Origin of the sequence: Kitasatospora hibisci (assembly GCF_043950205.1) — a bacterium.
Taxonomy (GTDB): domain Bacteria; phylum Actinomycetota; class Actinomycetes; order Streptomycetales; family Streptomycetaceae; genus Kitasatospora; species Kitasatospora hibisci.
The window spans coordinates 6,719,902-6,746,330 of the sequence record NZ_CP171642.1; the positions used below are offsets into that span (position 1 = coordinate 6,719,902).

General features: G+C 74.0%; 18 protein-coding genes and 1 pseudogene. 13 read left to right on the forward strand and 6 right to left on the reverse strand.

Going from position 1 to position 26,429, the window contains the following annotated elements; all coding sequences use genetic code 11:
* Positions 1-177: 177 nt before the first annotated feature.
* On the reverse strand, positions 178-1,632 hold the full coding sequence (locus tag ACF9IK_RS29345; RefSeq protein WP_395298717.1) for an APC family permease: 1,455 nt from the start codon (positions 1,630-1,632) through the stop codon (positions 178-180).
* A gap of 183 nt (positions 1,633-1,815) precedes the next feature.
* Between ACF9IK_RS29345 and ACF9IK_RS29350 the strand changes: the two are divergent.
* The 3 genes and pseudogenes from ACF9IK_RS29350 to ACF9IK_RS29360 all read left to right on the forward strand — a co-directional run.
* A pseudogene (locus ACF9IK_RS29350) lies at positions 1,816-2,508 on the forward strand (TetR/AcrR family transcriptional regulator); the annotation flags it as partial.
* 169 nt (positions 2,509-2,677) lie between these two features.
* Positions 2,678-3,283 carry a disulfide bond formation protein DsbA gene (locus ACF9IK_RS29355; protein ID WP_395297084.1) on the forward strand — a complete coding sequence of 202 codons (606 nt, stop codon included), beginning with the start codon at positions 2,678-2,680 and terminating at the stop codon, positions 3,281-3,283.
* A 106-nt stretch (positions 3,284-3,389) separates the two neighbouring features.
* Complete coding sequence (locus tag ACF9IK_RS29360) at positions 3,390-3,779, forward strand: ArsR/SmtB family transcription factor (protein ID WP_395297085.1); 390 nt, start codon at positions 3,390-3,392, stop codon at positions 3,777-3,779.
* A 189-nt stretch (positions 3,780-3,968) separates the two neighbouring features.
* Here the strand turns inward: ACF9IK_RS29360 and ACF9IK_RS29365 are convergent, their stop codons facing one another.
* Entirely contained in the window at positions 3,969-6,302 is a 2,334-nt protein-coding gene (locus tag ACF9IK_RS29365; RefSeq protein WP_395297086.1) for a collagenase, read from the reverse strand.
* Between the two features lie 399 nt (positions 6,303-6,701).
* Here ACF9IK_RS29365 and ACF9IK_RS29370 point away from each other — a divergent pair, with 399 nt between their 5' ends.
* The 9 genes from ACF9IK_RS29370 (at position 6,702) to ACF9IK_RS29410 (ending at position 17,742) form a co-directional block, all read left to right on the forward strand.
* Positions 6,702-7,892 (forward strand): aminotransferase class V-fold PLP-dependent enzyme, encoded by a 1,191-nt coding sequence (locus ACF9IK_RS29370; protein WP_395297087.1) that lies wholly within the window; start codon positions 6,702-6,704, stop codon positions 7,890-7,892.
* A gap of 239 nt (positions 7,893-8,131) precedes the next feature.
* Positions 8,132-9,472: an ABC transporter substrate-binding protein gene (locus ACF9IK_RS29375; protein ID WP_395297088.1), complete on the forward strand. Its 1,341-nt coding sequence runs from the start codon at positions 8,132-8,134 to the stop codon at positions 9,470-9,472.
* A complete protein-coding gene (locus tag ACF9IK_RS29380; RefSeq protein ID WP_395297089.1) occupies positions 9,469-10,389 on the forward strand; it encodes a carbohydrate ABC transporter permease in 921 nt (306 codons plus the stop codon). Before ACF9IK_RS29375 ends, ACF9IK_RS29380 begins: the two co-directional genes overlap by 4 nt.
* Complete coding sequence (locus ACF9IK_RS29385) at positions 10,386-11,309, forward strand: carbohydrate ABC transporter permease (RefSeq protein ID WP_395297090.1); 924 nt, start codon at positions 10,386-10,388, stop codon at positions 11,307-11,309. The genes ACF9IK_RS29380 and ACF9IK_RS29385 overlap by 4 nt, the downstream gene beginning before the upstream one ends.
* Positions 11,310-11,311: 2 nt before the next feature.
* On the forward strand, positions 11,312-13,027 hold the full coding sequence (locus tag ACF9IK_RS29390) for a glycoside hydrolase family 36 protein (protein WP_395297091.1): 1,716 nt from the start codon (positions 11,312-11,314) through the stop codon (positions 13,025-13,027).
* Positions 13,028-13,109: 82 nt separating this feature from the next.
* Positions 13,110-14,159, forward strand: a complete 1,050-nt coding sequence (locus tag ACF9IK_RS29395) for a LacI family DNA-binding transcriptional regulator (RefSeq protein WP_395297092.1) — start codon at positions 13,110-13,112, stop codon at positions 14,157-14,159.
* A gap of 329 nt (positions 14,160-14,488) precedes the next feature.
* Complete coding sequence (gene galT / locus ACF9IK_RS29400) at positions 14,489-15,640, forward strand: galactose-1-phosphate uridylyltransferase (RefSeq protein WP_395297093.1); 1,152 nt, start codon at positions 14,489-14,491, stop codon at positions 15,638-15,640.
* The gene (gene galK / locus ACF9IK_RS29405) at positions 15,637-16,770 is read left to right on the forward strand and encodes a galactokinase (RefSeq protein WP_395297094.1); all 1,134 of its coding nucleotides are present in this window, start codon (positions 15,637-15,639) and stop codon (positions 16,768-16,770) included. Before galT ends, galK begins: the two co-directional genes overlap by 4 nt.
* Before the next feature lie 114 nt (positions 16,771-16,884).
* Complete coding sequence (locus tag ACF9IK_RS29410; protein ID WP_395297095.1) at positions 16,885-17,742, forward strand: helix-turn-helix transcriptional regulator; 858 nt, start codon at positions 16,885-16,887, stop codon at positions 17,740-17,742.
* A 105-nt stretch (positions 17,743-17,847) separates the two neighbouring features.
* Here ACF9IK_RS29410 and ACF9IK_RS29415 read toward each other — a convergent pair whose 3' ends face one another.
* Complete coding sequence (locus ACF9IK_RS29415) at positions 17,848-20,172, reverse strand: M9 family metallopeptidase (RefSeq protein ID WP_395297096.1); 2,325 nt, start codon at positions 20,170-20,172, stop codon at positions 17,848-17,850.
* 381 nt (positions 20,173-20,553) lie between these two features.
* Here ACF9IK_RS29415 and ACF9IK_RS29420 point away from each other — a divergent pair, with 381 nt between their 5' ends.
* Positions 20,554-21,156, forward strand: coding sequence for a superoxide dismutase (locus ACF9IK_RS29420; protein ID WP_395297097.1), 603 nt, complete (start codon positions 20,554-20,556; stop codon positions 21,154-21,156).
* A 103-nt stretch (positions 21,157-21,259) separates the two neighbouring features.
* Here the strand turns inward: ACF9IK_RS29420 and meaB are convergent, their stop codons facing one another.
* The 3 genes from meaB to ACF9IK_RS29435 are packed head-to-tail and all read right to left on the reverse strand — an operon-like array spanning position 21,260 to position 26,368.
* Positions 21,260-22,258, reverse strand: coding sequence for a methylmalonyl Co-A mutase-associated GTPase MeaB (gene meaB, locus ACF9IK_RS29425; RefSeq protein ID WP_395297098.1), 999 nt, complete (start codon positions 22,256-22,258; stop codon positions 21,260-21,262).
* Between the two features lie 13 nt (positions 22,259-22,271).
* Positions 22,272-24,476, reverse strand: coding sequence for a methylmalonyl-CoA mutase (gene scpA, locus ACF9IK_RS29430; RefSeq protein WP_395297099.1), 2,205 nt, complete (start codon positions 24,474-24,476; stop codon positions 22,272-22,274).
* Positions 24,473-26,368, reverse strand: a complete 1,896-nt coding sequence (locus tag ACF9IK_RS29435; protein WP_395297100.1) for a methylmalonyl-CoA mutase family protein — start codon at positions 26,366-26,368, stop codon at positions 24,473-24,475. The genes scpA and ACF9IK_RS29435 overlap by 4 nt, the downstream gene beginning before the upstream one ends.
* Positions 26,369-26,429: the final 61 nt, after the last annotated feature.

The following is a 26,429-nucleotide window of genomic DNA, read 5'->3' on the forward strand; positions in this document are numbered from 1 at the left end:
CGGTGCGGGTGCGGGTGCGGGTGCGGGTGCGGGTGTCGGTGGTGCAGGTGGCGCGGTCCGGCTCGGCGCCGGTCGTCGGGTCCGGGCCGGTCGGGAGTCGGGTACCCCGGGAGGCTCCCGTGGTACCCGCTCCGTCCGGCCGGGCCCGCCGTCCGGCCGGCGCCGGACGGCCGGTGATCAGACGGCCGGCGCCAGGGCCGCGGGGTCGGCGTCGTCCCCGGCGGGCCGGAGGAAGTACGCCGAGCGCCGCCGCCAGCGCGCCCAGGCCGCCGCCACCAGGCCGGTGCCGATCATCAGGACCGGGACCAGCAGCTCGAACCAGCCGTTGTCGGCGGAGAGCTCGAAGTGGTCGGCGGAGTCGTAGAAGGTCCAGGCGAGGTAGCCGCCGACCAGCAGCAGCGCCACTGCGCCCAGCAGCGGGCCGACGACCGCGCGCAGTCCCTCCAGCGGCGCGGTGCGCAGCAGGTGGCGGAAGCGCACGGCCGCGGCGGCGGCGGTGAGCGCGTAGTAGAGCGCCACCACGATGCCGATCGCGTTGACGGCGGCCGAGATGAGGTCGCTGACGGTGGGGATGGCGATCGAGAGCAGCGCCAGCACGCAGGCGATGCCGGTGATCAGCAGGGTGCCGACCGCCGGGGTCAGGTGCTTTCCGTGCAGCCTCGTCCAGACCGGGCCGAGCACGCCGTCGCGTCCCATCGCGTACAGGCCGCGGGCGGTGGGGATCACCGAGGCCTGCAACGAGGCGACGGCGGAGAGCGTCAGCGCGATCAGGGGCAGGGCGGCCAGCGGCTGGTGGGCCAGCTTGGAGCCGAAGTAGGCCAGCCCCTGCGCGCCGTTGTCGGCCAGTTCGTCCAGCGGCAGCACCCGCTGGAAGGCGGTGCCGGCGAGCAGGAAGAGCAGCATCATCACCACCAGGGCGAGCGTGCCCGCGCGGGAGGCGTCCCGCGGGTCGCGGACCTCCTCGCCCACGCTGAACACCGACTCGAAGCCCCAGTAGCAGAACACCGCGAGCACCATGCCCTGGGCGAGCGCGCCGAGCGAGGGGATGTCGAAGGGGTTGAACCACTGCAGCGAGAAGGGCTGGTCCCCGGCGAACAGGCCGTAGCCGCAGAACGCGAGCAGCACCCCGTACTCGAAGACCAGCAGGTACTTCTGCAGCCGGGCGGCGAGGTCGAGGCCGCGGACGGCGACCAGCGAGGCGGCGATCAGCACGGCCAGGCCGATCAGGGTGCACTGGAGTGTGGAGTCCGGGTCCAGGCGCAGACCGGCGACGGAGTGGACGGCGGCCTGGCCGAGCAACTGGACGATCGCGGAGCCGGTCACGGTCGTCGTGTAGGCCATGAAGACCACGGTGCCGACGGTGTTGACCCAGCCGGTGAGGAAGCCGAGCCAGGGGCTGAGGGTGCGGCCGACCCAGCGGTAGCTGCTGCCGGCGTCCGGGTCGATGCGGTTGAGCCGCCCGTAGCCGCCGGCGATGGCGAGCACGGGCAGGAAGGCGAGCAGCATGATCGCCGGGAGGTGGAGGCCGACGATGCCGGCCGTCAGCCCGAGGCCGATGCCGATGCTGCTGGTGGCGGCCGTGCTGGAGGCGGCGATCGCCGCCCCGTCGAGCAGGCCGAGGGACTTGCGCATGGAGACGGGGGAGTCGGGCGAGCCGAATCTCGTGCCGGAACCCGTGTCCTGGACGGTTTCTGCCAAGGGAGCACCGCCTTGCGTGTGGTGGGGGAGGAGTGGGGGTGCGGCCGAACGGCCGGTGGCTGGCCATGAAACCGCCGCCCCCGTTACACGTCAATGCTGTTGTCATAAGCTTGGGGCATGGCAGAACGAGTGGTTCCGGAGCCGCAGCGGCGGCGCAGGCGGCCGACCAAGCAGGGCACCGTGCTCTCGGCCGAGATGATCGTCGGCACCGCGCTGCGGCTGGTCGGGCAGCACGGCGCCGAGGCGCTGACCGTCCGCCGGCTCGGGGCCGCGCTGGGGGCCGACCCGAGCGCGATCTACCGCTACTTCCACAGCACCGACGACCTGCTGCTGGCCCTGGCCGACGAACTGGTCGGCCAGGCCCAGGACGGCTGGCGGCCCACCGGCGACTGGCGGGCCGACCTGCGCTCGATCGGCCTGCGGATCCACGCCGCCTACCAGGCCCACCCGCAGGCCGCGCTGCTCGCCGCGCACCGGACCACCGGGCGCGGCCACGAGATGCTGGCGGTGGAGCGGATCCTCGGGGTGCTGCGCCGGGCAGGCTTCCCCGACCACGAGGCGGTGCCGATCTACCACGCCTTCGTCGACCAGGGCCTGGCGTTCGCTGCGCTCGACGCGGCCGCCCTCGCGCTGCCGGCCGCCGCGGCGACGGCGGACCTCCAGGTCTGGCGCCAGCGCTACAGCAGGCTCGGTGCCGACACCCACCCGAACATCGCGGCCACCGCGCCGCTGCTGGAGGCGGAGATGCGGCGCAGCGGGTACCCCTTCGCCCTGGAGCTGCTGCTGGACGCGGTCGCGGCCCGCCACCCCGACGCGGGCGCGCAGGCGGGCACCGGCGCGGCGGAGCAGCCGGTGCGGGCCGCGGAGCAGCCCGCGGACCGGACGCCGGAGGAGACCCCCGGGCGGCCCCGAGTGGCCCAGGATCCGGGAGCTCGATCGGACCTGTCGGCCGGTCCGCCCGCTCCGTAGCCTCGGTCGGGTGACCACCAGAGTCGACTTCTACTTCGATCCCGTGTGCCCGTTCGCCTGGATCACCTCCCGCTGGATCCTGGAGGTGGAGCGCCGGCGCGAGCTCGACCTCACCTTCCGGGTGATGAGCCTGTCCGTCCTGAACGAGGGCCGCGAGGACCTCCCCGAGCGGTACCGCCGGCTGCTCGACACGGGGTGGGGGCCGGTGCGGGTCTGCATCGCCGCCGCCGAGCGGTTCGGCGAGCACGTCCTGCGCGACCTCTACACCGCGCTCGGCACCCGCCTGCACGAGCAGGACCGGGAGGCCGACGACGCCGTCCTGCGCGAGGCGCTGGTCGAGGCCGGCCTCCCCGAGGAGCTGGCCGAGGCCGCCACCGGCACCGCGTACGACATCGCGCTGCGCAAGAGCCACCACGAGGGGATGGACCCGGTCGGCGAGGAGGTCGGCACGCCGACCATCCACGTCGACGGCACCGCCTTCTTCGGGCCGGTGCTCACCGCGATCCCACGGGGCGAGGACGCCGTCCGGGTCTTCGACGGCGTCCGGCTGCTGGCCGGCCACCCGAAGTTCTTCGAGCTCAAGCGCACCCGGACCGGCCCGCTGGACTTCTCCTGAGGGCTGCGCCCGGGGTCGGTCCGGCCCGCACGGGCGGGCCGGGCCGGGCCGGGCCGGGCTTGCCGCGCGGATGAGCCCGGCGACGGTGGGCCCTTACGATGGCGCCATGAGCGGGAGCCTTCGGCTGTCAGGTGCGCAGAGGTCGCAACAGCACGTCCACGACCGGCCGGGCGGCGAGGGCCGGACCGGGAACGACGAGCGGCTGGAGACGGCCGCGGGCATCCTGGCGCTGCTGGCGGACCGGACCAGGCTGGCACTGATGCAGCGGCTGAGCGAGGGCGAGGCCGACGTGACCACGCTGACCGAGGCCTGTGGCGCGGCCCGGCCCTCGGTCAGCCAGCACCTGGGCAAGCTCCGGCTGGCCGGCCTGGTGAGCACGCGCAAGGACGGGCGGCGGGTGGTCTACGCGCTGCGGCACGGGCACCTGCGCCGTCTCGTCGACGAGGCGCTGAACGTGGCCGACCACCAGCTCGGCGGGCTGCCGCCGCACGACTGAGCCGTGTCGCCCGGTCCGCGCCGCCCGAGTCACGCCGCCCGGGTCGCGGCCCGGGTGCAACGGCCGCAGCAGGCCGGGGCGGCCCGTCCGGAACGCGTCCCACGCCCGTCCCGGACGGGCCCCTCCGACCGGTGCCGACCGGCCCGGCGCCACGGTGGGGCGCGCGCCGGGCCGGCTCACCCTGCTCCGCTACCGGCGCAGGGGGCCTTCGCAGGTGTAGTCGGCGGTGCCGGCCCGGCCGTCCGGCCAGACGTCGACCTTGCCGAACCAGCAGTTCATGTCGGCGAGGTTGTTGGCGGCGCCGCCGCCGCGTGCCAGCAGGTAGTAGTCGACCGTGGCGGCCATGTCCTGGCGGATCCGGCCGGCGTCGGCCGAGTCGGTGAGGTTGGCGGTGATGCGCCCGCTGCAGCTGAAGCGCATCTTGTTGTCCCAGTCGGCGTTGTCCTTGCAGGCGGGGGTGTTCCGGGTGGCGGCGGCGAAGGCGGACTGCACCTCCGAGGCCCAGGCGTAGGCGAGCGCACCGTTCGGGGCGAAGGCGGTCACCGGTACGTAGAGGTCGTCCGCCTGCGGGATGCGTGCGTCCAGGTAGGCGGTGTACTCGGCCTGGAGGCCGGCGTCGTGGCCGAGGCGGTCGCGCCAGGCGTCGTAGCCGGCCCTGTCGTCGGCGCGCAGCAGCCGGTACATCTCGGCCAGCCGGTCGGGGTGCCTCTCGCCGAGCAGGTTGAAGAAGGTCGCCGCGTACGGGTAGGCGCGGAACCCCTGGCCGTCCCAGGTGGCGTGCAGGATCTGGTCGACGGTCAGGCGCGGTGTCCCGGCCTGGTCGTCCCACCCGACCTGGCGGACCATGTACTTGCGCGCCTTGACGCCGCCGTCGCGGGTGGCGCCGGCGAAGTACTCGGCGGTGCCCTCGTTCATGGCGAAGGTGGCGTCCCCCGGCCAGCGGGTGGTGTAGCCGGACTCGGGGATGGCCCAGCGGGCGTTCAGGTAGTGGGTGTACTCGTGCCGGAACAGCTCCTCCAGGCTGAAGTACGACTCCTGGGCGGTGCGCTGGTAGGTGTAGAAGGTGGAGCGGTCCTCCAGGAACATGCCGCCGTTGTTGACGTCGCCGATGCCGAACAGCAGGCTCTGGAACGCCTGGTAGTTCGTCTTGGTGTCGTACAGCTGGACGGTGAGCACGGGGTGCTCGTCGCCCGGCAGCGGCTGGTCGGTGCCGACGACCCGGAAGAACTGGGCCTTGACCTGTTTGGTGGCGTAGTACAGCTGGTCGGCGGTGGCGCGGTCGAGCGCCGTGCGGACGACCAGGGTGCCGTTGTCGTAGCTGTAGGCGTGGGGGAAGAGCTCCCGCTCGACGTCGGCGCGGCAGACCCCGTACCGGGTGCAGAGGCCGAGGTCGTTGACCGGGCCGACCAGGTTGGCCCACGGACGGCTCATCCGGCCGAAGCCGGCCTCGACCTGCTGGAGTTGGCCGCCGATCCGCTGGGTGAGCTCGGGCCTGAGCACGGCGATCTGGCCGAAGCGGCCGTACTCCAGCATCGCGTCGGCGACCGCCCACTCGCTGGACGTGCCCTTGAGGTGGGTGTAGCCGGCGTAGGCGCGGAAGGCCTCACGGTAGTCGGCGTCGGCGGCGACGGCGGCCCGGAACAGGCCCTGCGGGTCCTCGCCGACGTTCGAGATGCCCTGGAAGTCGAGCTGGAGGGCGCCCTGGACGGCCCAGTTCCACCCGGGGTTCCCGACGGCCGCGCTGCCGGGCGCGAACATTCGCATCACCTGCTTGACCAGCCCGAGGCGGTTGGTGCGCAGGCCTGGCGCGGTGCCGGCCTGCAGCAGCTCGCCCATGGTGTCGCCGTTGGCCGTGGTGGGCTCGAAGACGCGGGGGTTGGCGGTGTGGTCGCGGATCGCGCGGTCGATCGCCGCGACGGTGGCGCCGTCGCCGATGTCGACCTCGGGGTGGTAGAAGTCGAAGTACACGGCGACGTGCAGGAAGTACCAGAGCTCGTGCTGGTTGTGGTTGTCGCTGCTGTCGAAGGAGGGTGCCAGTGCGCTCACCCGGGCGGCGACGGCCTGCACGTGCGCGGGCGTCATCACCTTGGCGGTGCGGACGTCCCAGTTGACCAGCAGCGGGCGCAGGCAGTCCTGGTAGGTGTGCGCCGGGTCGGCCAGGAAATCGGCGAGCGCGGTCGGGCCGAGGGCGGTGAAGGCCTCGGGGGTGCAGGCCGCCCCCGGGGTGGTGGCTTCTACGACGGTCGCGGGGCCGACCGGGGCGCCGGGCCGGGTGCCGGTGGTCGGCTGGAGGGCCGCGGCGCCGGGCCAGCCCTGCGGACCGACCGCCGACGCGCCGCCGGGGGCCGCGCGGTGGCCGACCCGGTCCGCGGCGGGCGCGGCGGGCGACGACGCGGCGGCCCGGGTGGTGGCGCCCGGGCCGGAGCCGGCGGCGGCCTGGACGGTCTGTACCAGCGGCGTCGCGAGGGCGGCCGCCAGGGCGGAGGCGAGCAGGGTGTTGCGCACGATGGCAGTCGGGGACACCGGATCTCCTCGGTGAGGTGTGGGGGCGTCATATCCGCGGTCCGCCGCGGGAGTGGGGCCCGGGCGGCGGAGCTTCCTGTCCGGTCGAGGGGCCGGAGGGATGACGCAATGCAACATAGTAATGTGAAATTGCACTGACAAGAGGGTGGCGGGTCGTTATCGATTCGTGTCCCGACAGGTGCTGCGCCCCGGGTTGCGCGCTCTTGAGTGTCCGTCATCCGCCCCTGCGCCCCCCGTCGCACTCCCCGGAGGGTGCAGGTGCGGTGGAGCCCCTTCTGTTGCAGGGGGCTTGACTCCGCCGGTGGTGCGGGCGTTTCCTGTGGGCCAACGCGTTGGAACGTGTTTGGTTCTGGTCTGTTCTGTGAGTTTGAACGTTCAAATCGAAGGGTGCGGTGCAGCATGCTGGTGCGGACGACCCTGCCGGTCACCGAGGTCACCGACTACCTGCGGCAGTTCGACGAGCCTGCGGGCTACCTGGACTTCGCGCGCTTCGGCCCCGTGTCGGCCGGGGTGTGCCGGGTGCTGACCAGGGCGGCCCGGCGGATGCACAGCGGGCACGGCTGGGACACCCTGTCCGAGCTGGACGCCGCCACGCTCGGCGCCGCCCGGTCGGCGGCGGACCTGCTCGGCGCCCGCCCGGAGGAGATCGCCTTCGTCGGCTCCACCTCGCACGGCCTGTTCGCCGCCGCCCACGCCCTCGCCGGCACGGCGCCGGGCCCGGGCGCGGCGCCGGGAGCAGGCGGGGCGTCGGGCGCGGGAGTCGCCGCCGGCACCGTCCTGGTCGGCCGGCGTGACTTCCCCGGCGCCGTCTACCCCTGGCTGCGTGCCGCCGACCACGGCGGCCTCGCGGTCCGCCCGATCGACGGCCCGGTCACCGCCGACGCCGTCCGGGAGCACCTGGACGGCGCCGTGCGCGCCGTCTCGGTCTGCGCGGTGGACGCGGCGACCGGCTTCCGGGCGCCGCTGGCCGAGATCCGGGAGGTGATCGGCCCGGACCGGGTGCTGGTCGTGGACGCCGTGCAGGCGCTCGGCGCGGTCGACCTCGACGCCGGTCCGGCGGACGTGCTGGCCTGCGGCGGACAGAAGTGGCTGCGCGCCGGCTGGGGTGCGGCGCTGCTCCTGGTCCGCGACCGGGTCGCCGGCCGGCTCAGGCCCGGGCTCTCCGGCTGGTCCGGGGTGGTCGATCCGATCGACGCGCCGTACCACCCGCGCCCGCCGCGGCCCGGCGCGGTCGCCCACACCCTCACCAACCCGGACGGGCCCGCCGTCGCCGCGCTCGGCGCGGGACTCGACCTGGTCCGGGCGGTCGGCCCGGCCCGGATCGCCGCCCTGGTGGCGGAGGCGCTCGACAGCCTGCTCGACGCCGCAACGTCGGCCGGCGCCGAGGTGGCGCGGCCGGTCGGCGGCAGCGGGATCGGGCGGCTGCGGATGCCCGGCGCCGACCCCCGGTCGGTGCACCGCACGCTCACCGACTCCGGCCTGGCCACCACCCTGCGCGGCGGCTGGATCCGGCTCTCCCCGCACGCCTCCACCGGGCCGGAGGCGGCCGCCCGGCTCGCCGGGGCGCTGCGCTCCGTCCCCGTGGCCTGACCGGCCGCGGCCCCGCCCGGCCCACCGGGCCGTCCACGCCTCTCCCCGCCCCGTACGCCGCCCGACTCGTCCGGTTCCGTCCCGCCGCCCCGAAGTCCTGACGGCCCGACGTCCCGCACCCCCGAAGCCCCGCACCGCCCCCGGCCCGGCGTCCCGTGCCGGCCGCCCGACCCCCGCCCGTTCCGGGATGTCCGCCCCACGGCCGCGGCGGGGCCGCCAACCCCTCAGAGAGGACTGCCATGTCACACCTTTCCCGCCGCGACCTGCTGCGCGCCTCCGGAGCCGGCCTGTTCGCCCTGGCCGCCGGCGGCTCCCTCGCCGCCTGCGGCTCGGGCTCCGACTCCGGTTCCGGCGGCGACGCCGCCACCGGCACGGTCACCGTCTGGTCCTGGACCACCGCGGCCGAGGCCCTGCGCGGCGTCGTCCCCGCCTTCGAGAAGGACAACCCGGGGATCAAGGTGGACGTCCAGGACGTCGGCAACCCGGCGATCTGGGACAAGATCACCGTCGGCCTGGCCGCCGGCGGCCAGGGTCTCGCCGACGTTCTCCACATCGGGTGCGACTACCTCCCCGGCTACCTGGAGAAGTTCCCCGGCGGCCTGGCCGACCTCTCCGCACTCGGCGCCGACGCCCACAAGGAGAAGTTCTCCAAGGGCCTCTGGCCCGTCGTCACCGGCAAGGACGGCAAGGCCTACGCGCTGCCGTGGGAGGTCAACTCGCTCGGCTTCTTCTACCGCAAGGACTACTTCGACAAGGCCGGCCTCGACCCGAACACCTTCGGCACCTGGGACGACGTGCTCGCCGCCGCGCCGCAGTTCAGGGCGGCCAACCCCGGCGTCTCGCTGATCGCCGTCAACAAGCCGGCCGCCCCCGCCGAGGACCTCGACTTCCTGCAGTCGCTGATGCAGCTCCAGGGGTCGTTCTACTTCGACCTCAAGGGCAGGGTCACCATGGGCTCGCCCGAGGCGGTCCGGGCGCTCACCATCATCAAGCGCCTCGACGAGGCCGGGCTGGTCGGGGACGCCGCCGGCGACCACGGCTGGGTCAACCTGCTGAAGGCCGGCAAGGTCGCGGTCTGCCCCAACCCCGCCTGGGCCGTGCACTACCTGGAGACCAAGGTCCCCGACCAGAAGGGCAACTGGCGGCTCGCCAAGCCCCCGGCCGTGGTGACGGGCGGCAAGCGGACGGCGATCGTCAACTCCACCCACCTGGCCGTCGCCGCCTCCAGCCCGCGGCGCGTCGCCGCCTGGCGGTTCGTCGAGTACGCCCTCACCCGGCCGGCCTCGGTCAACAGCATGTTCGACGCCGGCGGCGTCTTCCCCGCGCTCACCGCCGCGTACGCCGACCCGATGTACTCCGCGCCCAGCCCCTTCTACGGCGACCAGCCCGTCCTGAAGACCTTCACCGACCTGCTCGGCGAGGGCGCCGACGCCACCAACTACTCCGGCGACTACGCCCGCGCGCTCAAGCTCGCCAGCGACGCCCAGGTCAAGGTCTTCCTCAAGGGCGGTGACCCGGCCACCGTCCTCCAGGACGCCGCCAAGCAGCTCGCCCAGCAGACCGGCCGCAGCATCGCATGACCACCGCCACCCGCCTCGCCGCCCCCGCCGCGCCCGCCCCCGCCGGTCGGCGGGCCGCCCGCCGGCGCCGGCGCGCCCTGCCGTACCTGCTGCTGGCCCCGGCGCTGATCCTCTTCGGGTTCTTCAAGGCCTACCCGATCGTCTCCTCCCTGCTGCTCTCGCTGACCACCGGCTCCGGTGCCGCCACCCGCGACGCCGGCCTGGCCAACTACCGCCGGCTGCTCGACGATCCGCTGTTCTGGACGGCCCTGCGCAACACCGCGCAGATCCTGGTGCTGCAGGTCCCGCTGATGCTGGGCCTGGCCCTGCTGCTCGCCGTCGGGATCAACTCCGCGCTGGTCCGCTGGCGCGCCGTCTGGCGGCTCGGCGTCTTCATGCCCGCCGTCACCGGCCTGGTCGCGACCGGCGTCCTGTTCGCCTTCCTGCTGCGCACCGACCACGGCGCGGTCAACTGGCTGCTCGACCTGGTCGGCCTGCCCGCCGTGGACTGGCTCGGCAGCCCGTTCTGGTCGCGGATCGCCATCGTCCTCGTGCTGACCTGGCACTACACCGGCTACAACGCCGTCATCTACCTCGCCGGGCTCCAGGGCATCCCCAGGGAACTGTACGAGGCCGCGATGGTCGACGGTGCCGGCCCGCTGCGCCGCTTCCGGTCCATCACCGTGCCGGCCCTGCGCCCGGTGCTGCTCTTCACCGTGGTGCTCTCGACGATCGGCACCCTGCAGCTGTTCGACGAGCCCTACGTGCTGACGCACGGCGGGCCGGACAACGCCACCCTCACCGTCTCGATGTACCTGTACCAGAACGGCTTCCGCTACTTCGACTTCGGCTACGCCTCCGCCATCGCCTACGTGCTCACGCTGCTCGTGTCGGTGCTCGGCGCGGTGCAGATGCGCCTGATGGGAGAACGCGAATGACCACCGGTCCCACCTTGGCGCGCCCCCGCACGCCGGGCCCCCGCACGCCGGACGACGGCGCCGCCCCGCCCGCCCCCAGCGGCCGGGCGGGCCGCGGCCCAGGCCGGTGGCGCGGCTGGCCGCTCACCTTCCTGCTGGCGGCCGTCGCCGGGCTCTCGGTGGGCCCGTTCTACTGGCTGCTGGTCGCCGCCACCCACAAGGACTCGGAGATCTTCTCCTGGCCGCCCGGCCTGCTCCCCGGCGGCAGCCTCGGGGACAACCTGGACCGCCTCCAGGCCAAGATCGGCGTGGGCCGGGTCCTGCTCAACTCCCTGGTGGTGTCGGGCCTGCAGACGGTCGGCGCACTGATCGTGGCGCTGCTGGCCGGCTACGCCTTCGCCAAGTTCCGCTTCCGCGGCCGCTCGTTCCTCTTCGTCCTGCTGCTCTCCACCCTGGTGGTCCCGGAGCAGGTCATGCTGGTGCCGCTGTTCAAGATGATGCGGAGCTTCGGCCTCCTCGACAGCTACCAGGCGATCGTGCTGCCCGGCCTCTGCGTCCCGTTCGCGATCTTCCTGATGCGCCAGGCGCTCGCCGGGATGCCCGACGAACTGCTGGACGCCGCCCGGGTCGACGGCGCCGGTGAGTTCCGGGTCCTGTGGAGCGTGGTCGTCCCGGTCATGCGCCCCGTGCTGGCAGCGCTGTCGATCTTCCTCTTCCTGGGTGCGTGGAACCAGTTCGTCTGGCCGCTGATCGCGCTGCGAAGCCCCGAGATGCACACCCTGCCGGTGGCCCTCGCCACCCTCCACGGCGTGGAGGCCTCCACCGACTACGGCGCGATCCTCGCCGGGACCGCGCTCTCCACCGTGCCGATGATGGTCCTCTTCCTGGTCCTCCAGCGGCAGTTCATCTCCGGCCTGCTGGCCGGCGCCACGAAAGGCTGATCATGACCGACATCTGGGAACCGCACGGCCCCGCGGCCGGCGGCAAGCTCCGGCCCCTGGACGCCGACGGCCTCGCGCTCTCGGTCAGCGGCGCCGCCACGGCCCGGACCACCGGCGAGGGCGTGGTCGAGGTGACCGCCGACCACGAGGGCGACGTCCGGATCGAGTGGCGCGTCCCGTGCGTGGACGCCACCGCCTTCTGGACGCCCGAAACCAGGGCCACCGGCTGGCTGCCCGCGGCCTGGAGCGCGCCGCGGCGGGTCACCCTCACCCGCGGCGCCCCGGTGGCCGCCCTGGTCGGCACCGGCGACGTCGCCATCTGCGCCTTCGCCGCCGACCGCGACGACGTGCTGGCCGGCGCCGGGGTGGTCGAGGAGACCGGCGAGTTCCGGTTCTGGGTGCAGGCCACCGGCCGGCTCACCCTCCGGATCGACACCTCCCGCCGCCACTTCGCCCGCTGTCTGGCCGGCATCGCCGGCTGGTGGTGGGCCGATCGCGAGGTGCGCGTCCCCGACGCCGCCCGCCTGCCCGCGTACTCCACCTGGTACTCCCTGCACCAGAACGTCAGCCCCGAGGCGGTGGAGACCCAGGCCGCGCTCGGCAAGGAGCTCGGCCTCGACACGATCATCGTCGACGACGGCTGGATGACCCGGGACCGCACCCGCGGCTACGGCCACTGCGGCGACTGGGAGCCCCTCTCGCTGCCGGACACCGCCGCGCACGTCCGGCGGGTGCACGAGCTCGGCGTCGCGTACCTGCTCTGGTACGCCCTGCCGTTCATCGGCAAGGACAGCGCGGCGTTCAAGGAGCTCGGCGGGTACGCGCTGGCCGACGCCGGCCACATGGGCGCGATCGTCGCCGACCCGCGCTACCCGCAGGTGCGCGAGCACCTCGTCGGCCGGCTCGCCCGCGCCGTCGAGGAGTGGGGCGCGGACGGCCTGAAGATCGACTTCATCGACTGGTTCGGCGTCACCGACCCACCGGAGCCCGGCCCCGGGGCGGACAGCGCCACCGTGGACGAGGGCCTGGTGAAGCTCCTCGCCGACCTGCGCCGCCGGATCACCGCCGTCCGGCCCGACGCCATGCTGGAACACCGCCAGCCCTACGTCAGCCCCGGGCTCTGGCCGTACGCCACCATGATCCGCGCCACCGACTGCCCGCTCAGCCCGGGTGAGAACCGGCAGCGCACCGTCGACACCCGGCTGGTGGCCGGCCCGGTCGCGGTCCATGCCGACATGCTGATGTGGCACCCGGAGGAGTCGGCCGAGCAGGTCGCCTGCCACCTGATCAACGTGCTCTTCTCGGTGCCGCAGATCTCGGTGGACCTCGCCGTCCAGACCGCCGGGCAGCGGGCGGCGCTCGCCTTCTGGCTCGGCGTCTTCCGGGAGCACCTCGCCACCCTGCAGCTCGGCGAGCTGCGCCCGGCCCGGCCCGACCTCGGCTACCCGATGGTGACCGCGGCCGGTCCGTCGACCGTCGTGGTGGCCCGGTACGCGCCGCTGCCGGTGCAACTGGGCGGGGCGCCGTGGCAGACCCTGCTGGTGGCCAACGCCGACCCGGACCAGGCCGTCCGGCTGGTCGGCGGCGAGGGGCCGGCCGAGGCCACCGTCCAGGACGCCCAGGGGCGTATCGTCCGGCAGGGCGCCGTCGACCTGGCCGGGGACGGGGCCGCCGTCGCGGTTCCGCGCGGTGGCCTGCTGACCCTGCGCCGGCTCTGACCGGCGGCCCAGCCGGTTCGGCGGCCCGACCGCCGGGCCGCCCGACCGCCCGACCGCCCGACCGTCCCGCACCGGAGGACCGATGCCCCAGGGAGCGCCCCGACCGCGCCGAGCCGCCGCCACCATCGAGGAGGTCGCCCGTGCGGCCGGGGTCTCCCGGCAGACCGTCTCCAACGCGCTCAACGCTCCGCAGCGGGTGCGGCCGGACACCCTGGCCAGGGTCCGGGCGGCGATCGAGCGGCTCGGCTACCGGCCGGACCAGTCGGCCCGCGCGCTGCGCACCGGCGCCCGCCGCACCCTCGGCTACCTGGCCCCGGTGGACGACCCCTACGACCCCAACCCGCTGATGGCCGGCTTCCTGGAGGCGCTGGTCGACGCCGCCGCGGCCGCGGGGTACCGGCTGCTGCTGTTCCGCCCGGCCCCGGGGACGACGGACGCCCGGCCGGCCATCGACGAGCTGATCGCAGCCCGGCAGGTGGACGGTCTGGTCCTCGCGGACGTGCTGCGCGAGGACCCGCGGGTCGCCCACGTCGCCCGGACCGGCGTCCCGTTCGCCACCTTCGGCCGGACCGGTCCCGGCGAGCCGCAGCACTGGGTGGACATCGACAACGGCGCCGCGACCGCCGGGGTCGTCCGGCACCTGGCCGACCGCGGCCACCGCCGGATCGCCTTCGCCGGCCCGGCGGGGGAGGCGCTGCCGTGGATGGCCGCCCGCCGGGCCGGCTTCGCCGCGGAGACGGCGCGGCTCGGGCTCACGGCCGCGCTGCCCGGGGCCGGGTCTCCCCCGGCGGCTGCCGCCTCCGGGTCCGGCGTGGCGCAGCTCCGGGCGTTGCTGCAGGGCCCGGACCGGCCGACGGCGGTGGCCGCCGGCAGCGACCTGACCGCCCTCGCCGTGTACGAGGCGGTCCGCGCCGAGGGTCTGGTCGTCGGCCGGGACGTCGCGGTGGTGGGCTTCCACGACACACCGCTCTGCCGGCACCTGCACCCGGCGCTGAGCTCGGTGCGGCTGCCGCTGCGGGCGATCGCGTCCGGGCTGGTCGGGCTGCTGCTGGCCCAGATCCGCGGCGAGTCCGTGCGGGGGGAGGGGCTGGTCCTGTCGACCGAGCTGGTGGTGCGAGCGAGTTCGGGGTGACCGGTACGGACGCACCGGTGTCCGGGGCCGCGCGGTGCACCACCGCGCGCAGCCGCCGGGCACTCCGGAAGCACCCCGCCGGTGCGGCGGGGAACCGGCCGGGCTGCGTGGGGCGCCCGGCCGGGCCGCGGCCGCGCGGGTGGGGTGCGGTCGTGGCGGGGGCGGTGTGGGACGGGTGGAGTCCGTTCCACGCCGCCCCCGGCGTTTCCTCCCGTCCTCCGTCCGCCGGGGCGGACGCTCGCCCCCGAGGCGGCCGCCTCCCGTGCCGGCCGTCGGAAGGTCCTTCCTCAGATGCCGTCCTGTTGGTTAATGTTCGATATTGTTCGTTCATGTGGCAGTGGGAGGAGGAGTCGCGGATGGTGCCGACAGAAGCCGGACCGACGACCAGGACGGTGGTCGCGCTGGCGGACGGCCGGGAGTTGATCTACTTCGACCGGGGGGCGGCGGTGGGACGCGACGCCGTCGACAAACGCCCGCTGGAGCCCGGTCGTTCGGCCTCGCAGGTCCGCCGTGACCCGCTCACCGGGGCCTGGGTGACCATCGCCGCGCACCGCCAGGTCCGTACCTACCACCCGCCCGCGGACGAGTGCCCGCTCTGCCCGTCGCGCGACGGCCGGCTGAGCGAGATCCCGGCCGACGACTACCAGGTGGCCGTCTTCGAGAACCGCTTCCCCTCCCTCGCCGGCGACACCGCCGGCACCGAGACGGCGTCACCGGGCGGCGATCCGCTGCACCTGGCCCGCCCGGGCGTCGGCCGCTGCGAGGTGGTCTGCTTCACCGCCGACCACGGCGCCTCCTTCGCCGGTCTCGACGAGGGCCGCGCCCGGCTGGTGCTGGACGCCTGGACCGACCGCACGGCCGAGCTCTCCGCCCGCCCCGACGTCGAGCAGGTCTACGTCTTCGAGAACCGCGGCGCCGAGATCGGCGTCACCCTGGCCCACCCGCACGGCCAGATCTACGCCTTGCCGTTCACCACCCCGCGCACCGCCCGGACGATCGAGCAGGCCGCCCGCCACCGCGCCGCCACCGGCCGCAACCTCTTCGAGGACCTGCTGGCCGCCGAACGGGCCGACCCCGCCCGGGTGGTGGTCGCCGGCGAGCACTGGACCGCCTTCGTCCCGTTCGCCGCCCGCTGGCCCTACGAGGTGCACCTCTACCCGCACCGCCGCGTCCCCGACCTCACCCGCCTGAGCGAGGCCGAGCGCGCCGAGCTGCCCGGCCTCCTCCTCGACCTGCTGCGCCGCTTCGACCGGCTCTTCGGCAGTGCCGAGGATCCCGTCCGGGCCCCGTACATCGCGGCCTGGCACCAGGCGCCCGCCACCGGCGGCGAGGAACTCGCGCTGCACCTGGAGCTGTTCACGGTCCGCCGCACCGCCGACAAGCTCAAGTACCTGGCCGGGACGGAATCCGGCATGGAGGCCTTCATGAACGACGTCGCCCCCGAGCACGCCGCCGAGCGGCTGCGCGAGGTGGCCGGATGAGCACCGCCGTCTTCCGCGGGCTGTTCGGCCACGCCCCCGAGGGGGAGTGGGCCGCGCCCGGCAGGGTCAACCTGATCGGTGAGCACACCGACTACAACGACGGCTTCTCGCTCCCGATCGCCCTGGAGCAGACCGTCCGGGCCCGGGTGCGCCGCCGTGGCGACGGCCTGCTCCGGCTCGCCAGCACCCGGACGCCGGGCCGGGTCGTCGAACTGGACGTCGCCGCCCTCGCACCGGGCGGCGCCGAGGGCTGGGCCGCCTACCCGGCCGGCGTCGTCTGGACGCTGCGCCGGGCCGGCCACGCCGTCGGCGGCGCCGACGTGCTGATCGACAGCGACGTGCCGGCCGGCGCCGGCCTCTCCTCCTCCGCCGCGCTCGAATGCGCCGTCGCCACCGCGTACGCGGACCTGCACGGCCTCGGCCTGGAACCCGGTGAACTGGCGCTGCTCGCCCAGCGGGCCGAGAACGAGTTCGTCGGCGTCCCGTGCGGGGTGATGGACCAGATGGCCTCGATGTGCTGCCGGGCCGGCAGTGCCCTCCACCTCGACGCCCGCGACCTCGCCACCCGCGACATCCCCTTCGACCCGGCCGCGGCCGGGCTGGTGCTGCTGGTCGTCGACACCCGGGTCCACCACGACCTCGGGGACGGCGCCTACGCCGCGCTGCGGGCCGGCTGTGAACGGGCCGCCGCCCTGCTCGGCCTGCCCGCCCTGCGCGACCTCGCCCCGGTCGGCCTGGACGCCGCCCTCGGCCGCCTGCCGGCCGAACTGCGGCCGCTGGTGCGACACGTGGTCACCGAGGACGAGCGCGTCCGGCAGGCGGTGGACGTGCTGGAGAAGGACCCGGCCGCCCTCGGCCCGATCCTCACCGCGGGCCACGCCTCGCTGCGCGACGACTACCGGGTCTCCTGCCCCGAGACCGACCTGGTCGTCGCCACGGCCGTCGCGGCCGGCGCCCTCGGCGCCCGGATGACCGGCGGGGGCTTCGGCGGTTCGGTGGTCGTCCTGGCCGACCAGGGCGCCGCCGCCGGGGTGGCCGACGCGGTCACGGCGGCCTTCGCCGCCGCCGGCCACACCGCGCCGGACATCCACACCGCCACCCCGTCCCGCGGCGCCCACCGGGTCCGCTGAGTCCGGCCGGGACGGGCGCCCGGTGCCGGTGTCGGCACCGGGCTGACCGGGCCCGCGGTTGCCTGGCCCTGACAGGGCCAGGCAACCGCGGGCGCCGTCCGGGAGACTGGCCGGGTGAGCGCCTCGAACACCCTCAGCGAGTTCCTCCGGACCCGGCGCGCCCGGCTCCGCCCCGAGGACGTCGACCTGCCGGAGTTCGGCGGCCGCCGCCGGGTGGCCGGCCTGCGCCGGGAGGAGCTCGCGCAGCTCGCCGGAGTGAGCGTCGACTACTACACCCGGCTGGAGCAGGGCCGGGTCGGCAACCCTTCCGACGCCGTCCTCGACGCCGTCGCCCGCAGCCTGCGGCTCGACCCCGACGAGGCCCGGCACCTGCACCGGCTGGCCCGTCCCCGGCCGGCCGGCCGGGCCGCCGCACCGCCGGCGCCGCGCGGCCCGCAGCCGGTCCGACCGATGCTCGCCCGTCTGCTGGAGCAACTCCACGACACCCCCGCCATGGTGATGGGCCGCCGGATGGACGTCCTGGCCTGGAACCCGGCCGCCACGGCGCTGTTCGGCGACTACGCCGCGCTCGCCCCCGCCGAGCGGAACATCGCCCGCATCACCTTCCTCGACCCCGCCTCGCGCGAGCTCTACGCGGACTGGGCCGCCTGCGCGCGGGAGAACGTGGCCTTCCTCCACCTGGAGGCCGGCCGTCGGCCCGAGGACCGCCGGCTGGCCGCGCTGGTCGGTGAGCTCTCCATGCGCAGCGAGGAGTTCCGCCGCTGGTGGGCGGAGCACCCGGTGCGGGACAAGACCTCCGGCCGCAAGTCCTTCCACCACCGGCTGGTCGGCCGGCTCGACCTGGCCTACGACACCCTGCGTCCGACCGACGACCCGGACCAGGCCCTGATCACCTACGCCGCAGACCCGGGCAGCCCGTCCGACGACGCCCTGCGGATGCTCCTCACCTGGGCGGCGACCCCGGCCGGCTGACGGGCCGGTCCCGCTGCGCGGGGCGCGGGGACGACGGAGGTCCCCGCCGTGCGGCGGGGACCTCCCGGCCCGGTGCGCGGGCCGCGTGGTGCGGGGCGCTCCCGGCTACTGGTACTGCGTGGTGACGGTGACGCCGCTGAAGTCCTGCTGTCCGGCGGCGAGGCTGAAGTAGACCCAGCCGGCCGGCGGGTTGCTGACGGTCAGCGTCTCGTCGTTCCCGGAGTTGGTGGACTTCGCCAGGTAGCTGCCGGTGGTGGCCCAGTTGCCGCCGCCGTAGTACAGGTCGGCGTTGCCGGTGCCGCCGCTGCTGGTGATGGTCAGCTGCTTGACCCCGGCCGGCAGGTTCAGGAAGTGGTAGCTGTAGTTGCCGGCGGTGGCCGAGAGGTCGTCCCGGCGGCAGTTGTTGTCGAACTGCCGGGTGTCGGCGATGGTGCAGACCGGGGTGGTCGGGACGACCGGGGCGTCCGGCAGCGGGCCGCAGTCGTTGCTCGCGCAGGCGCTCAGCCAGGCGTCGAAGCCGGCGTCGTAGCGGGTGCCGATGGTCTGCTTCAGGATGGTGCGGGCGCCGTTCCAGTCACCCGTGCGGTACTTGGCGAGCACGGCGTCCATGTCGGAGCGGTGCTGCTGCAGCATGTAGCGGGTGGCCAGCCAGCCCCAGCGGTAGACGCGGTCGGAGTTGACGGTGGCGTCGCCGGTCTGGTCGTAGACGGTGTCGAACAGCTCGCTGAGCTTGTAGGTCTTCTTGGCCGCCTCGGCGATCGCGTCGGCGTTGCGCTCGTTGCGGTAGCCGTAGGAGATGTTCTCCGCGATGCCCTCGACCCACCAGATGGTCGGGGTGACGATGCCGGCCTCGAAGTCGCCGTACATGTTGTAGCGGCCGTCGAGGTAGTGGGTGTACTCGTGGTTCAGGTTCCAGATCGAGAACGACGGCCGGAGCCAGGACGCCTCGTGGGCGATGAAGCGGGCCTGGTTGCCCGGCTTGGACGGGTCGCCCTCCTCGTACATGCCGCCGTTGTCGACGTCGATGTCGTAGAAGGCCCAGGCGTACAGCGAGTACTGGTCGTAGTCGTCGAAGACGACGACCTCCAGGTTGGTGTTCACGTCGCCGGGGATGGCGCCCTTGTCGCCGATGATCTTGTGGAAGTAGGCATCCTGGTTGATCAGGCTGGTGCAGGTGGTGGAGAGCTGCGCGGGGGACATGTCCTGCGCCTTGATCCTCAGGCCGTCGTTGCAGGTCTGCTGGATCGGCAGGACCACCGGGATGAGGCGGGCGGCCAGGTCGCAGATGCCGTAGTCCGCGCAGTGGCCCTTGTCGAACTCGCGGGTGGCCCAGCCCAGGTTCATGGTGATCGGGGCGGTGGGACCGGTGTTCGGGTAGCGGTTGATCAGGTCCTTCAGCATCGGCCGCAGCTGGGTCCGCAGCTCGGGGACCTGGAGGCCGTAGCCGAGGTAACGGCCGATGTTGCTGACGACGTCCCAGCGGTTCAGCAGCGAGTCGTTGCGGGTGATGAAGCCGGACCAGGAGGTGAGGATGCCGGTGTCGGCCTTGAGCGCGGCCTTCCAGCCGGTGCTGTCGTTCGTGGACGCGAAGCCGTCCTTGAGGACCCAGTCGAACTCGGCGACGGTGGCCGTCATCCGCTCGGGCCAGGTGCCGGTGTAGTTGTTGAGCAGCCACTTGAAGAAGCCGGCGTAGCGGCCCAGGGTGTCGGTCTGGCCGATCACCTTGACGACCTCGACCAGGAGCTCGCCGTTGGCGGTGGTGGCGTCCTTGCTGTGCGCGTTGGCGAAGAAGGCGTCCAGCGCGCCGCGGGTGGCGGCGGCCAGCGTCGGGCCGTAGCCGCCGATGGTGCCGGGGTTGACCGACTGCTGGTAGTAGCCGGCCCGCAGGAAGAGGACCAGCTGACCGACGGCGGTGCCGTTGTCGCCCGGGTAGGCCGGCGAGGCGTCGCGCAGTGCGTCGGCGACGGTCACCATGTTGGACTCGCGGAAGGCGGTCGCGGCGGTGTTCGCGTCGATGTTGAACAGCGGGTAGGTGCAGTCGACCCGCGGCAGCGCCTTGAGCTGCTGGACCAGCGCGCTGCCCGTGGCGTTGATCACCCCGGACAGGTCCGGGCACGGGTCCCCGGCGGCGGCCGAGAGCTGCTTGGCGGCCTTGACGGGGGCGGTGACCGGGGCGGCCGGCGGGGCGTGCTCCTCGGTGCTGTCCTGCGCGGAGATCTTGTAGGGGCTGTTGCTCTTGGCGTCGGGCGACCTGGGGACGGGGATCGACCGCGGGGCCGCGGCGCCGGTGGCGCTGGTGCCCGTCTGGGCCGCGGCGCCGGCGGGGGCGGCCTGGCTCGCCGGGGCGAAGAGGCCGAGTGCGATGAAGAAGGCCGCGCCGAGCGCAGGGAGCCTGCGCGCGTTGGCCTTGGATATCCGGAAGGGACGCATCTGTGGGGGCCTCCGGGGCCGTTCGGGGCCGCGGAATGGGGCGCGGCCTCTCGATGTGTGACATGTAAAATGTCACACCTGGATGACGTCGGGAAGCCCTGCGCGCGGATTGCGGCCCGCCGCAACCGAAACGTTGTCAGGGATCGCCCGCCGCAACGCCCGAAGCGGGGTGATTCGGGCGCCGGGCGTCCGTGCGCCGCGTCCGCCTCGCGCGCCAGCCGCTCACCCCTGCCGCCCGTGGCGGATGCTGACGGCCGCTCCGCTCGACGGTGTGTGAGGAATAAGCAGGAGCCCATGCTTCGTTCTTGCAAGTGATACGCAATAGTGTGGTGCCGGCACGATCACCACCGTTGAACCCGTCGAAAGGGGCTGTGTCCCACCATGGGCACCTACTCGCTTCCCGACCTGCCGTACGACTACTCCGCGCTGGAGCGGGCGATGTCCGCCGAGATCCTGGAGCTGCACCACTCCAAGCACCACGCGGCCTACGTCAAGGGCGCCAACGACACCCTGGAGCAGCTCGCCGAGGCGCGCGACAAGGAACAGTTCGGCGGCCTGGTCGGCCTGCAGAAGACCTTCGCCTTCCACCTGTCGGGCCACGTGCTGCACTCGCTGTTCTGGCAGAACCTCTCGCCCGAGGGCGGCGACCGCCCCGAGGGCGAGCTGGCCGACGCCGTCGCCGAGCACTTCGGCAGCTTCGAGGCCTTCAAGAAGCAGCTCACCAACGCCACCACCGGCGTCCAGGGTTCCGGCTGGGGCATCCTCTCCTGGGAGCCGCTGGGGCAGCGCCTGATCGTCGAGCAGGTCTACGACCACCACGGCAACGTGGGCCAGAACACCACCCCGCTGCTCGCCTTCGACGCCTGGGAGCACGCCTACTACCTGCAGTACCGCAACGTCCGCCCCGACTACGTCACCCGCCTCTGGGACGTCGTCAACTGGCAGGACGTCTCGGACCGCTTCGCGGCCGTCAGGGCCGCCTGAGCGGCCGCCCGGCCGTAGCGACGCGACGACCCCGGACCGCTCATCGGTCCGGGGTCGTCCCCGTGGTCGTTCCGCCCGGGCGCGGGCGCGGGCCGGAGAGGTCCTAGCCGGCCGGGGAGCCGAAGAAGCCCTCCAGGATGCGCTGCGCGGCCAGGCCGGGAGGCAGCGAGCCGGCGCGCACCTGCTGTTCCAACTCGGGTGCGAGGCGCCGGACTTCAGGGTGCTCGTGGAGCCTGGACCAGAGCTGGTCGTGGACCATGGCCCAGGTCCACTCGACCTGCTGGTCCCGGCGCTTGGCCTGGAGCGCGCCGGTGGCGTCGAGGACCTTGCGGTGCTGCTGGACGCGCTCCCACAGCACGTCGAGGCCGGCGCCGTCGCGGCCGCTGCAGGTCAGCACCGGCGGCGTCCACGGCGCGTCCGGCGCCTGCAACAGCCGCAGGGCACCGGCGAGTTCGCGGGCGGCCGCCTTGGCGTCGGTCTCGTGCGGGCCGTCGGCCTTGTTGACGGCGATGACGTCCGCCAGCTCCAGCACGCCCTTCTTGATGCCCTGCAGCTGGTCGCCGGTGCGCGCCAGGCTGAGCAGCAGGAAGGTGTCGACCATCCCCGCCACCGTCGTCTCCGACTGCCCGACGCCGACCGTCTCGATCAGGACGACGTCGTAGCCGGCCGCCTCCATCACCACCATGGACTCCCGGGTGGCCTTGGCGACCCCGCCGAGCGTGCCGGAGGTGGGGGAGGGGCGGACGAAGGCGTTCTGGTCGACGGCCAGGCGCTCCATCCTCGTCTTGTCGCCCAGGATGGAGCCGCCGGTGCGGCTGGACGTCGGGTCGACGGCCAGTACCGCCACCCGGTGGCCCAGCCCGGTGAGCATCGTGCCGAAGGAGTCGATGAAGGTCGACTTGCCGACGCCCGGAACGCCGGTGATGCCCACCCGGACCGCGCCGCCCGCGTGCGGCAGCAGTCGCCGGAGCAACTGCTGCGCCAGCGTGCGGTGGTCGGGCCTGGTGGACTCGACGAGGGTGACGGCCCGCGCGATCCAGGCGCGCGAGCCGTCCAGGACGCCCGTCGCGTAGCTGTCGAGGTCGATCGTCCGCGGTGGCATGACGGTCAGCGGCTCACAGCTCGTGGCCGAGGTCGGCCGCCAGCGACTTCAGGAGGTCGTAGGCGGCGTCCGGGATCACCGTGCCGGGCGGGAAGACCGCCGCGGCGCCCGCCTCGTACAGCGCGTCGAAGTCCTGCGGGGGGATCACCCCGCCGACCACGATGGTGATGTCGCCCCGGCCGGCCTCGGCCAGCTCGGCGCGCAGCGCCGGCACCAGGGTGAGGTGCCCGGCGGCCAGCGACGAGACACCGACGATGTGCACGTCCGCCTCGACGGCCTGGCGGGCCACCTCGGCCGGGGTCTGGAACAGCGGGCCGACGTCCACCGTGAAGCCGAGGTCGGCGAAGGCGGTGGCGATCACCTTCTGGCCGCGGTCGTGGCCGTCCTGGCCCATCTTGGCGACCAGGATCCGCGGGCGGCGGCCCTCGGCCTGCTCGAACCGCTCGACCAGGTCCCGGGTGCGCTGGAGGGGGGCCGACTGGCCCGCTTCGTCTCGGTACACACCGGAGATCGTACGGATCTGGCCCGAGTGCCGGCCGTACACCTTCTCCAGCGCGTCCGAGATCTCGCCGACGGTGGCCTTGGCCCGGGCCGCGTTGACGGCCAGGTGCAGCAGGTTGCCGTCCAGCGCGCCGCCGCGCTGCGGGCCGGCCTCGGCGGCCCGGGTCAGCGCGTGCAGGGCGGCCCGGGTGGCGGCCTCGTCGCGCTCCTCGCGCAGGCGGCGCAGCTTCTCGATCTGGCGCGCCCGCACCGAGGAGTTGTCGACCTTGAGCACGTCGATCTGCTCGTCGCTCTCCACCCGGTACTTGTTGACGCCGATCACCGGCTGCCGGCCGGAGTCGATCCGGGCCTGGGTCCGCGCGGCGGCCTCCTCGACCCGCAGCTTGGGGATGCCGGCGTCGATCGCCTTGGCCATGCCGCCGGCCGCCTCGACCTCCTGGATGTGCTGCCAGGCGCGGTTGGCGAGGTCGTGGGTGAGCTTCTCGACGTACGCGGAGCCGCCCCAGGGGTCGATGACCCGGCAGGTGCCGGACTCCTGCTGGAGCAGCAGCTGGGTGTTGCGGGCGATCCGGGCCGAGAAGTCGGTCGGCAGCGCGAGCGCCTCGTCCAGCGCGTTGGTGTGCAGCGACTGGGTGTGGCCCTGGGTGGCCGCCATCGCCTCCACGCAGGTGCGGGTGACGTTGTTGAACACGTCCTGCGCCGTGAGCGACCAGCCGGAGGTCTGCGAATGGGTGCGCAGCGACAGCGACTTGGCGTTCTTCGGGTCGAACTGCTTGACCAGCTTGGCCCAGAGCAGCCGGGCCGCGCGGAGCTTGGCGACCTCCATGAAGAAGTTCATCCCGATCGCCCAGAAGAACGACAGGCGCGGCGCGAAGGCGTCCACGTCCAGCCCCACGTCCAGACCCGCCCGCAGGTACTCCACCCCGTCGGCCAGCGTGTAGGCCAGCTCCAGGTCGGCCGTGGCCCCGGCCTCCTGGATGTGGTAGCCGGAGATGGAGATCGAGTTGTACCGCGGCATCTTCTGCGAGGTGTACGCGAAGATGTCCGAGATGATCCGCATCGACGGCTGCGGCGGGTAGATGTAGGTGTTGCGGACCATGAACTCCTTGAGGATGTCGTTCTGGATGGTCCCCGCCAGCTTCTCCGGCGGCACCCCCTGCTCCTCGGCGGCCACGATGTAGAGCGCCAGGACCGGCAGCACCGCGCCGTTCATGGTCATCGACACCGACATCCGGTCCAGCGGGATGCCGTCGAAGAGCTGGCGCATGTCGTAGATGGAGTCGATCGCCACGCCGGCCATGCCGACGTCGCCGGTCACCCGCGGGTGGTCGCTGTCGTACCCGCGGTGGGTCGGCAGGTCGAAGGCGACCGAGAGGCCCTTCTGGCCGGCCGCCAGGTTGCGGCGGTAGAAGGCGTTGGACTCCTCGGCGGTGGAGAAGCCGGCGTACTGCCGGACCGTCCACGGCTGGTTCACGTACATGGTCGGGTACGGGCCGCGCAGGTACGGGGCGATGCCCGGGTAGGTGCCCAGGAAGTCCAGGCCGGCCAGGTCGTCCGCGGTGTACAGCGGCTTGACGCCGATGCCCTCGGGGGTGTCCCAGACCAGCTCGTCGACGTCCTTGCCGGTGGCCCGCCGCCAGGCGGCCCGCCACTGGCCGTCGGTGACGTCCGCGGAGCCGTCCCGGTCCAGCCCGATTCCGGTGAAGTCGGGAATCATCGTGCCACTCCGCTTTCGTCGGTGATCAGGTCGAGCAGGCCGGTCAGGGTCGCCACGGCGTCACCGCCGGCGAACACGAACGCGTCCACCCCGGCGGCCCGGAGGGCCTCGCGCCGGTCGCCCGGCCGGCCGGCCAGCAGCACCCGCCGGGCCCCGGCGGCCTTCAGGGCGGCCGCGACGGCCCCGGCGTGCTCGCCGTACAGCTGGTCGCTGGAGCAGAGGCAGGCGACCGGCGCGCCGGAGGCGGCGAAGGCCTCGGCGAACGCGGCCGGGTCGGTGCCCTCCAGCGCGGTGGTGGCGATGCCGCCGGCCTGGAACAGGTTGGCGGCGAAGGTGGTCCGTGCGGTGTGCGCGGCGGCGCTGCCGACCGAGGCGAGGAACAGCTTCGGCCGCTCGCCGGTGGCCGCCAGGTGGGCGTCCGAGCGGGCGCGCAGCGCCTCGTAGGCCTCGGCGCGCCGGACCCGCGGCAGCCCGCCGGTGGGCCCGGCCGGGGCCGGCTCACGCACCGGGGACTTTTCGTCCAGGTTCGGGAACTCGCTGACGCCGGTGATCGGCTCACGCCGCTCGGCGAGCTTCGTGGAGCGCTCCGCCCAGGTGGCGGCGATCCGCTCGCCGACCAGCCCGGAGCCCAGCGCGGCCCGCTGGCCGCCGGCCCGCTCGATCTCCTGGAACCAGGCCCAGGCGGCGTGCGCCAGTTCGTCGGTCAGCTGCTCGACGTACCAGGAGCCGCCGGCCGGGTCGACCACGCGGGCCAGGTGCGACTCCTCCAGCAGGATCGCCTGGGTGTTGCGGGCGATCCGGCGGGCGAAGGCGTCCGGCAGGCCCAGCTCGCCGTCGAACGGCAGGACGGTCACCGCGTCCGCGCCGCCCACGCCGGCGGCCAGGCAGGCCACCGTGGTGCGCAGCATGTTCACCCAGGGGTCGCGGGCGGTCATCATCACCGGGGAGGTGACGGCGTGCTGGCGCTGTGCCGAGGCCTCCGGCGCCGCGCCCGACACCTCGGCCACCCGGGCCCAGAGCCGGCGCGCGGCCCGGAACTTCGCGATCGTCAGGAACTGGTCGGCGTCGGCCGCGTAGCGGAACTCCAGCTGTCCCAGGGCGGTGTCCACCGGGATCCCGGCGGCGGTGAGCGCGCGCAGGTAGGCGACACCGGTGGCCAGCGAGCAGCCCAGCTCCTGCACCGGGGAGGCGCCGGCCTCGTGGTAGGGCAGGGCGTCGACGGTCAGCGCCCGCAGGCCCGGGTAGCCGTCGGCGCAGCGGGCGGCGAGCGCGGCGGCCTCTTCGAGCAGTGCCTCGGTGCGCCCGGCCTCGCCGGTGCGGGCCTCCAGGCCGAGCGGGTCTGCGCCGAGGCTGCCGGCGGCGGCCCCGGGCGAGACCTCGCGCTCCTGGTAGAGCCTGAACAACTGCTCCGCGGCCTCGACGAATTCGGCGCCCGCGTCGAGGGTGACGCCGGCCAGGTCGAGGTACACGCCGGTGAGCGCCTCGGGCAGCGCCGCGATCGGCAGGGCGTCACCGCCCAGCTCCAGCCAGAGCGAGCTGCCGCCGTTCTCCAGGTCGGCGAGGGCCGCCTCGTTGGTGCGGCGCGCGTCGGCGCCGGCGTGGCGCTGGCGCACGTCCCAGCCGGACACCGCCGCGCCCTGCGCCCGGCCGCCGCGGACGAACGGCGGGAAGCCGGGGTAGCCGGGCTCGGGGGCGGAGTCCTCGGCGGTGTACAGCGGGCGGGCGTGCAGCCCGTCCTGGAGTGCGGTGGTGAGCGCGTGCTCGGCCGCTTCGCCGTCCGCGGGCTGCGCACCCGACTTGCGCAGCACGCCCTCGACGAGGTGCTGCCACTGCTCACGATGTGCGGCCGGGAACTCGGCGGCCAGGGGGAGCCCTTCGGGCGGGACCGTCATGTCCGGCAGGTTAGCGCCCGTCGGCGGGGGTTCAGCAGAGGCGGAGGGTGTGACCTTGCAC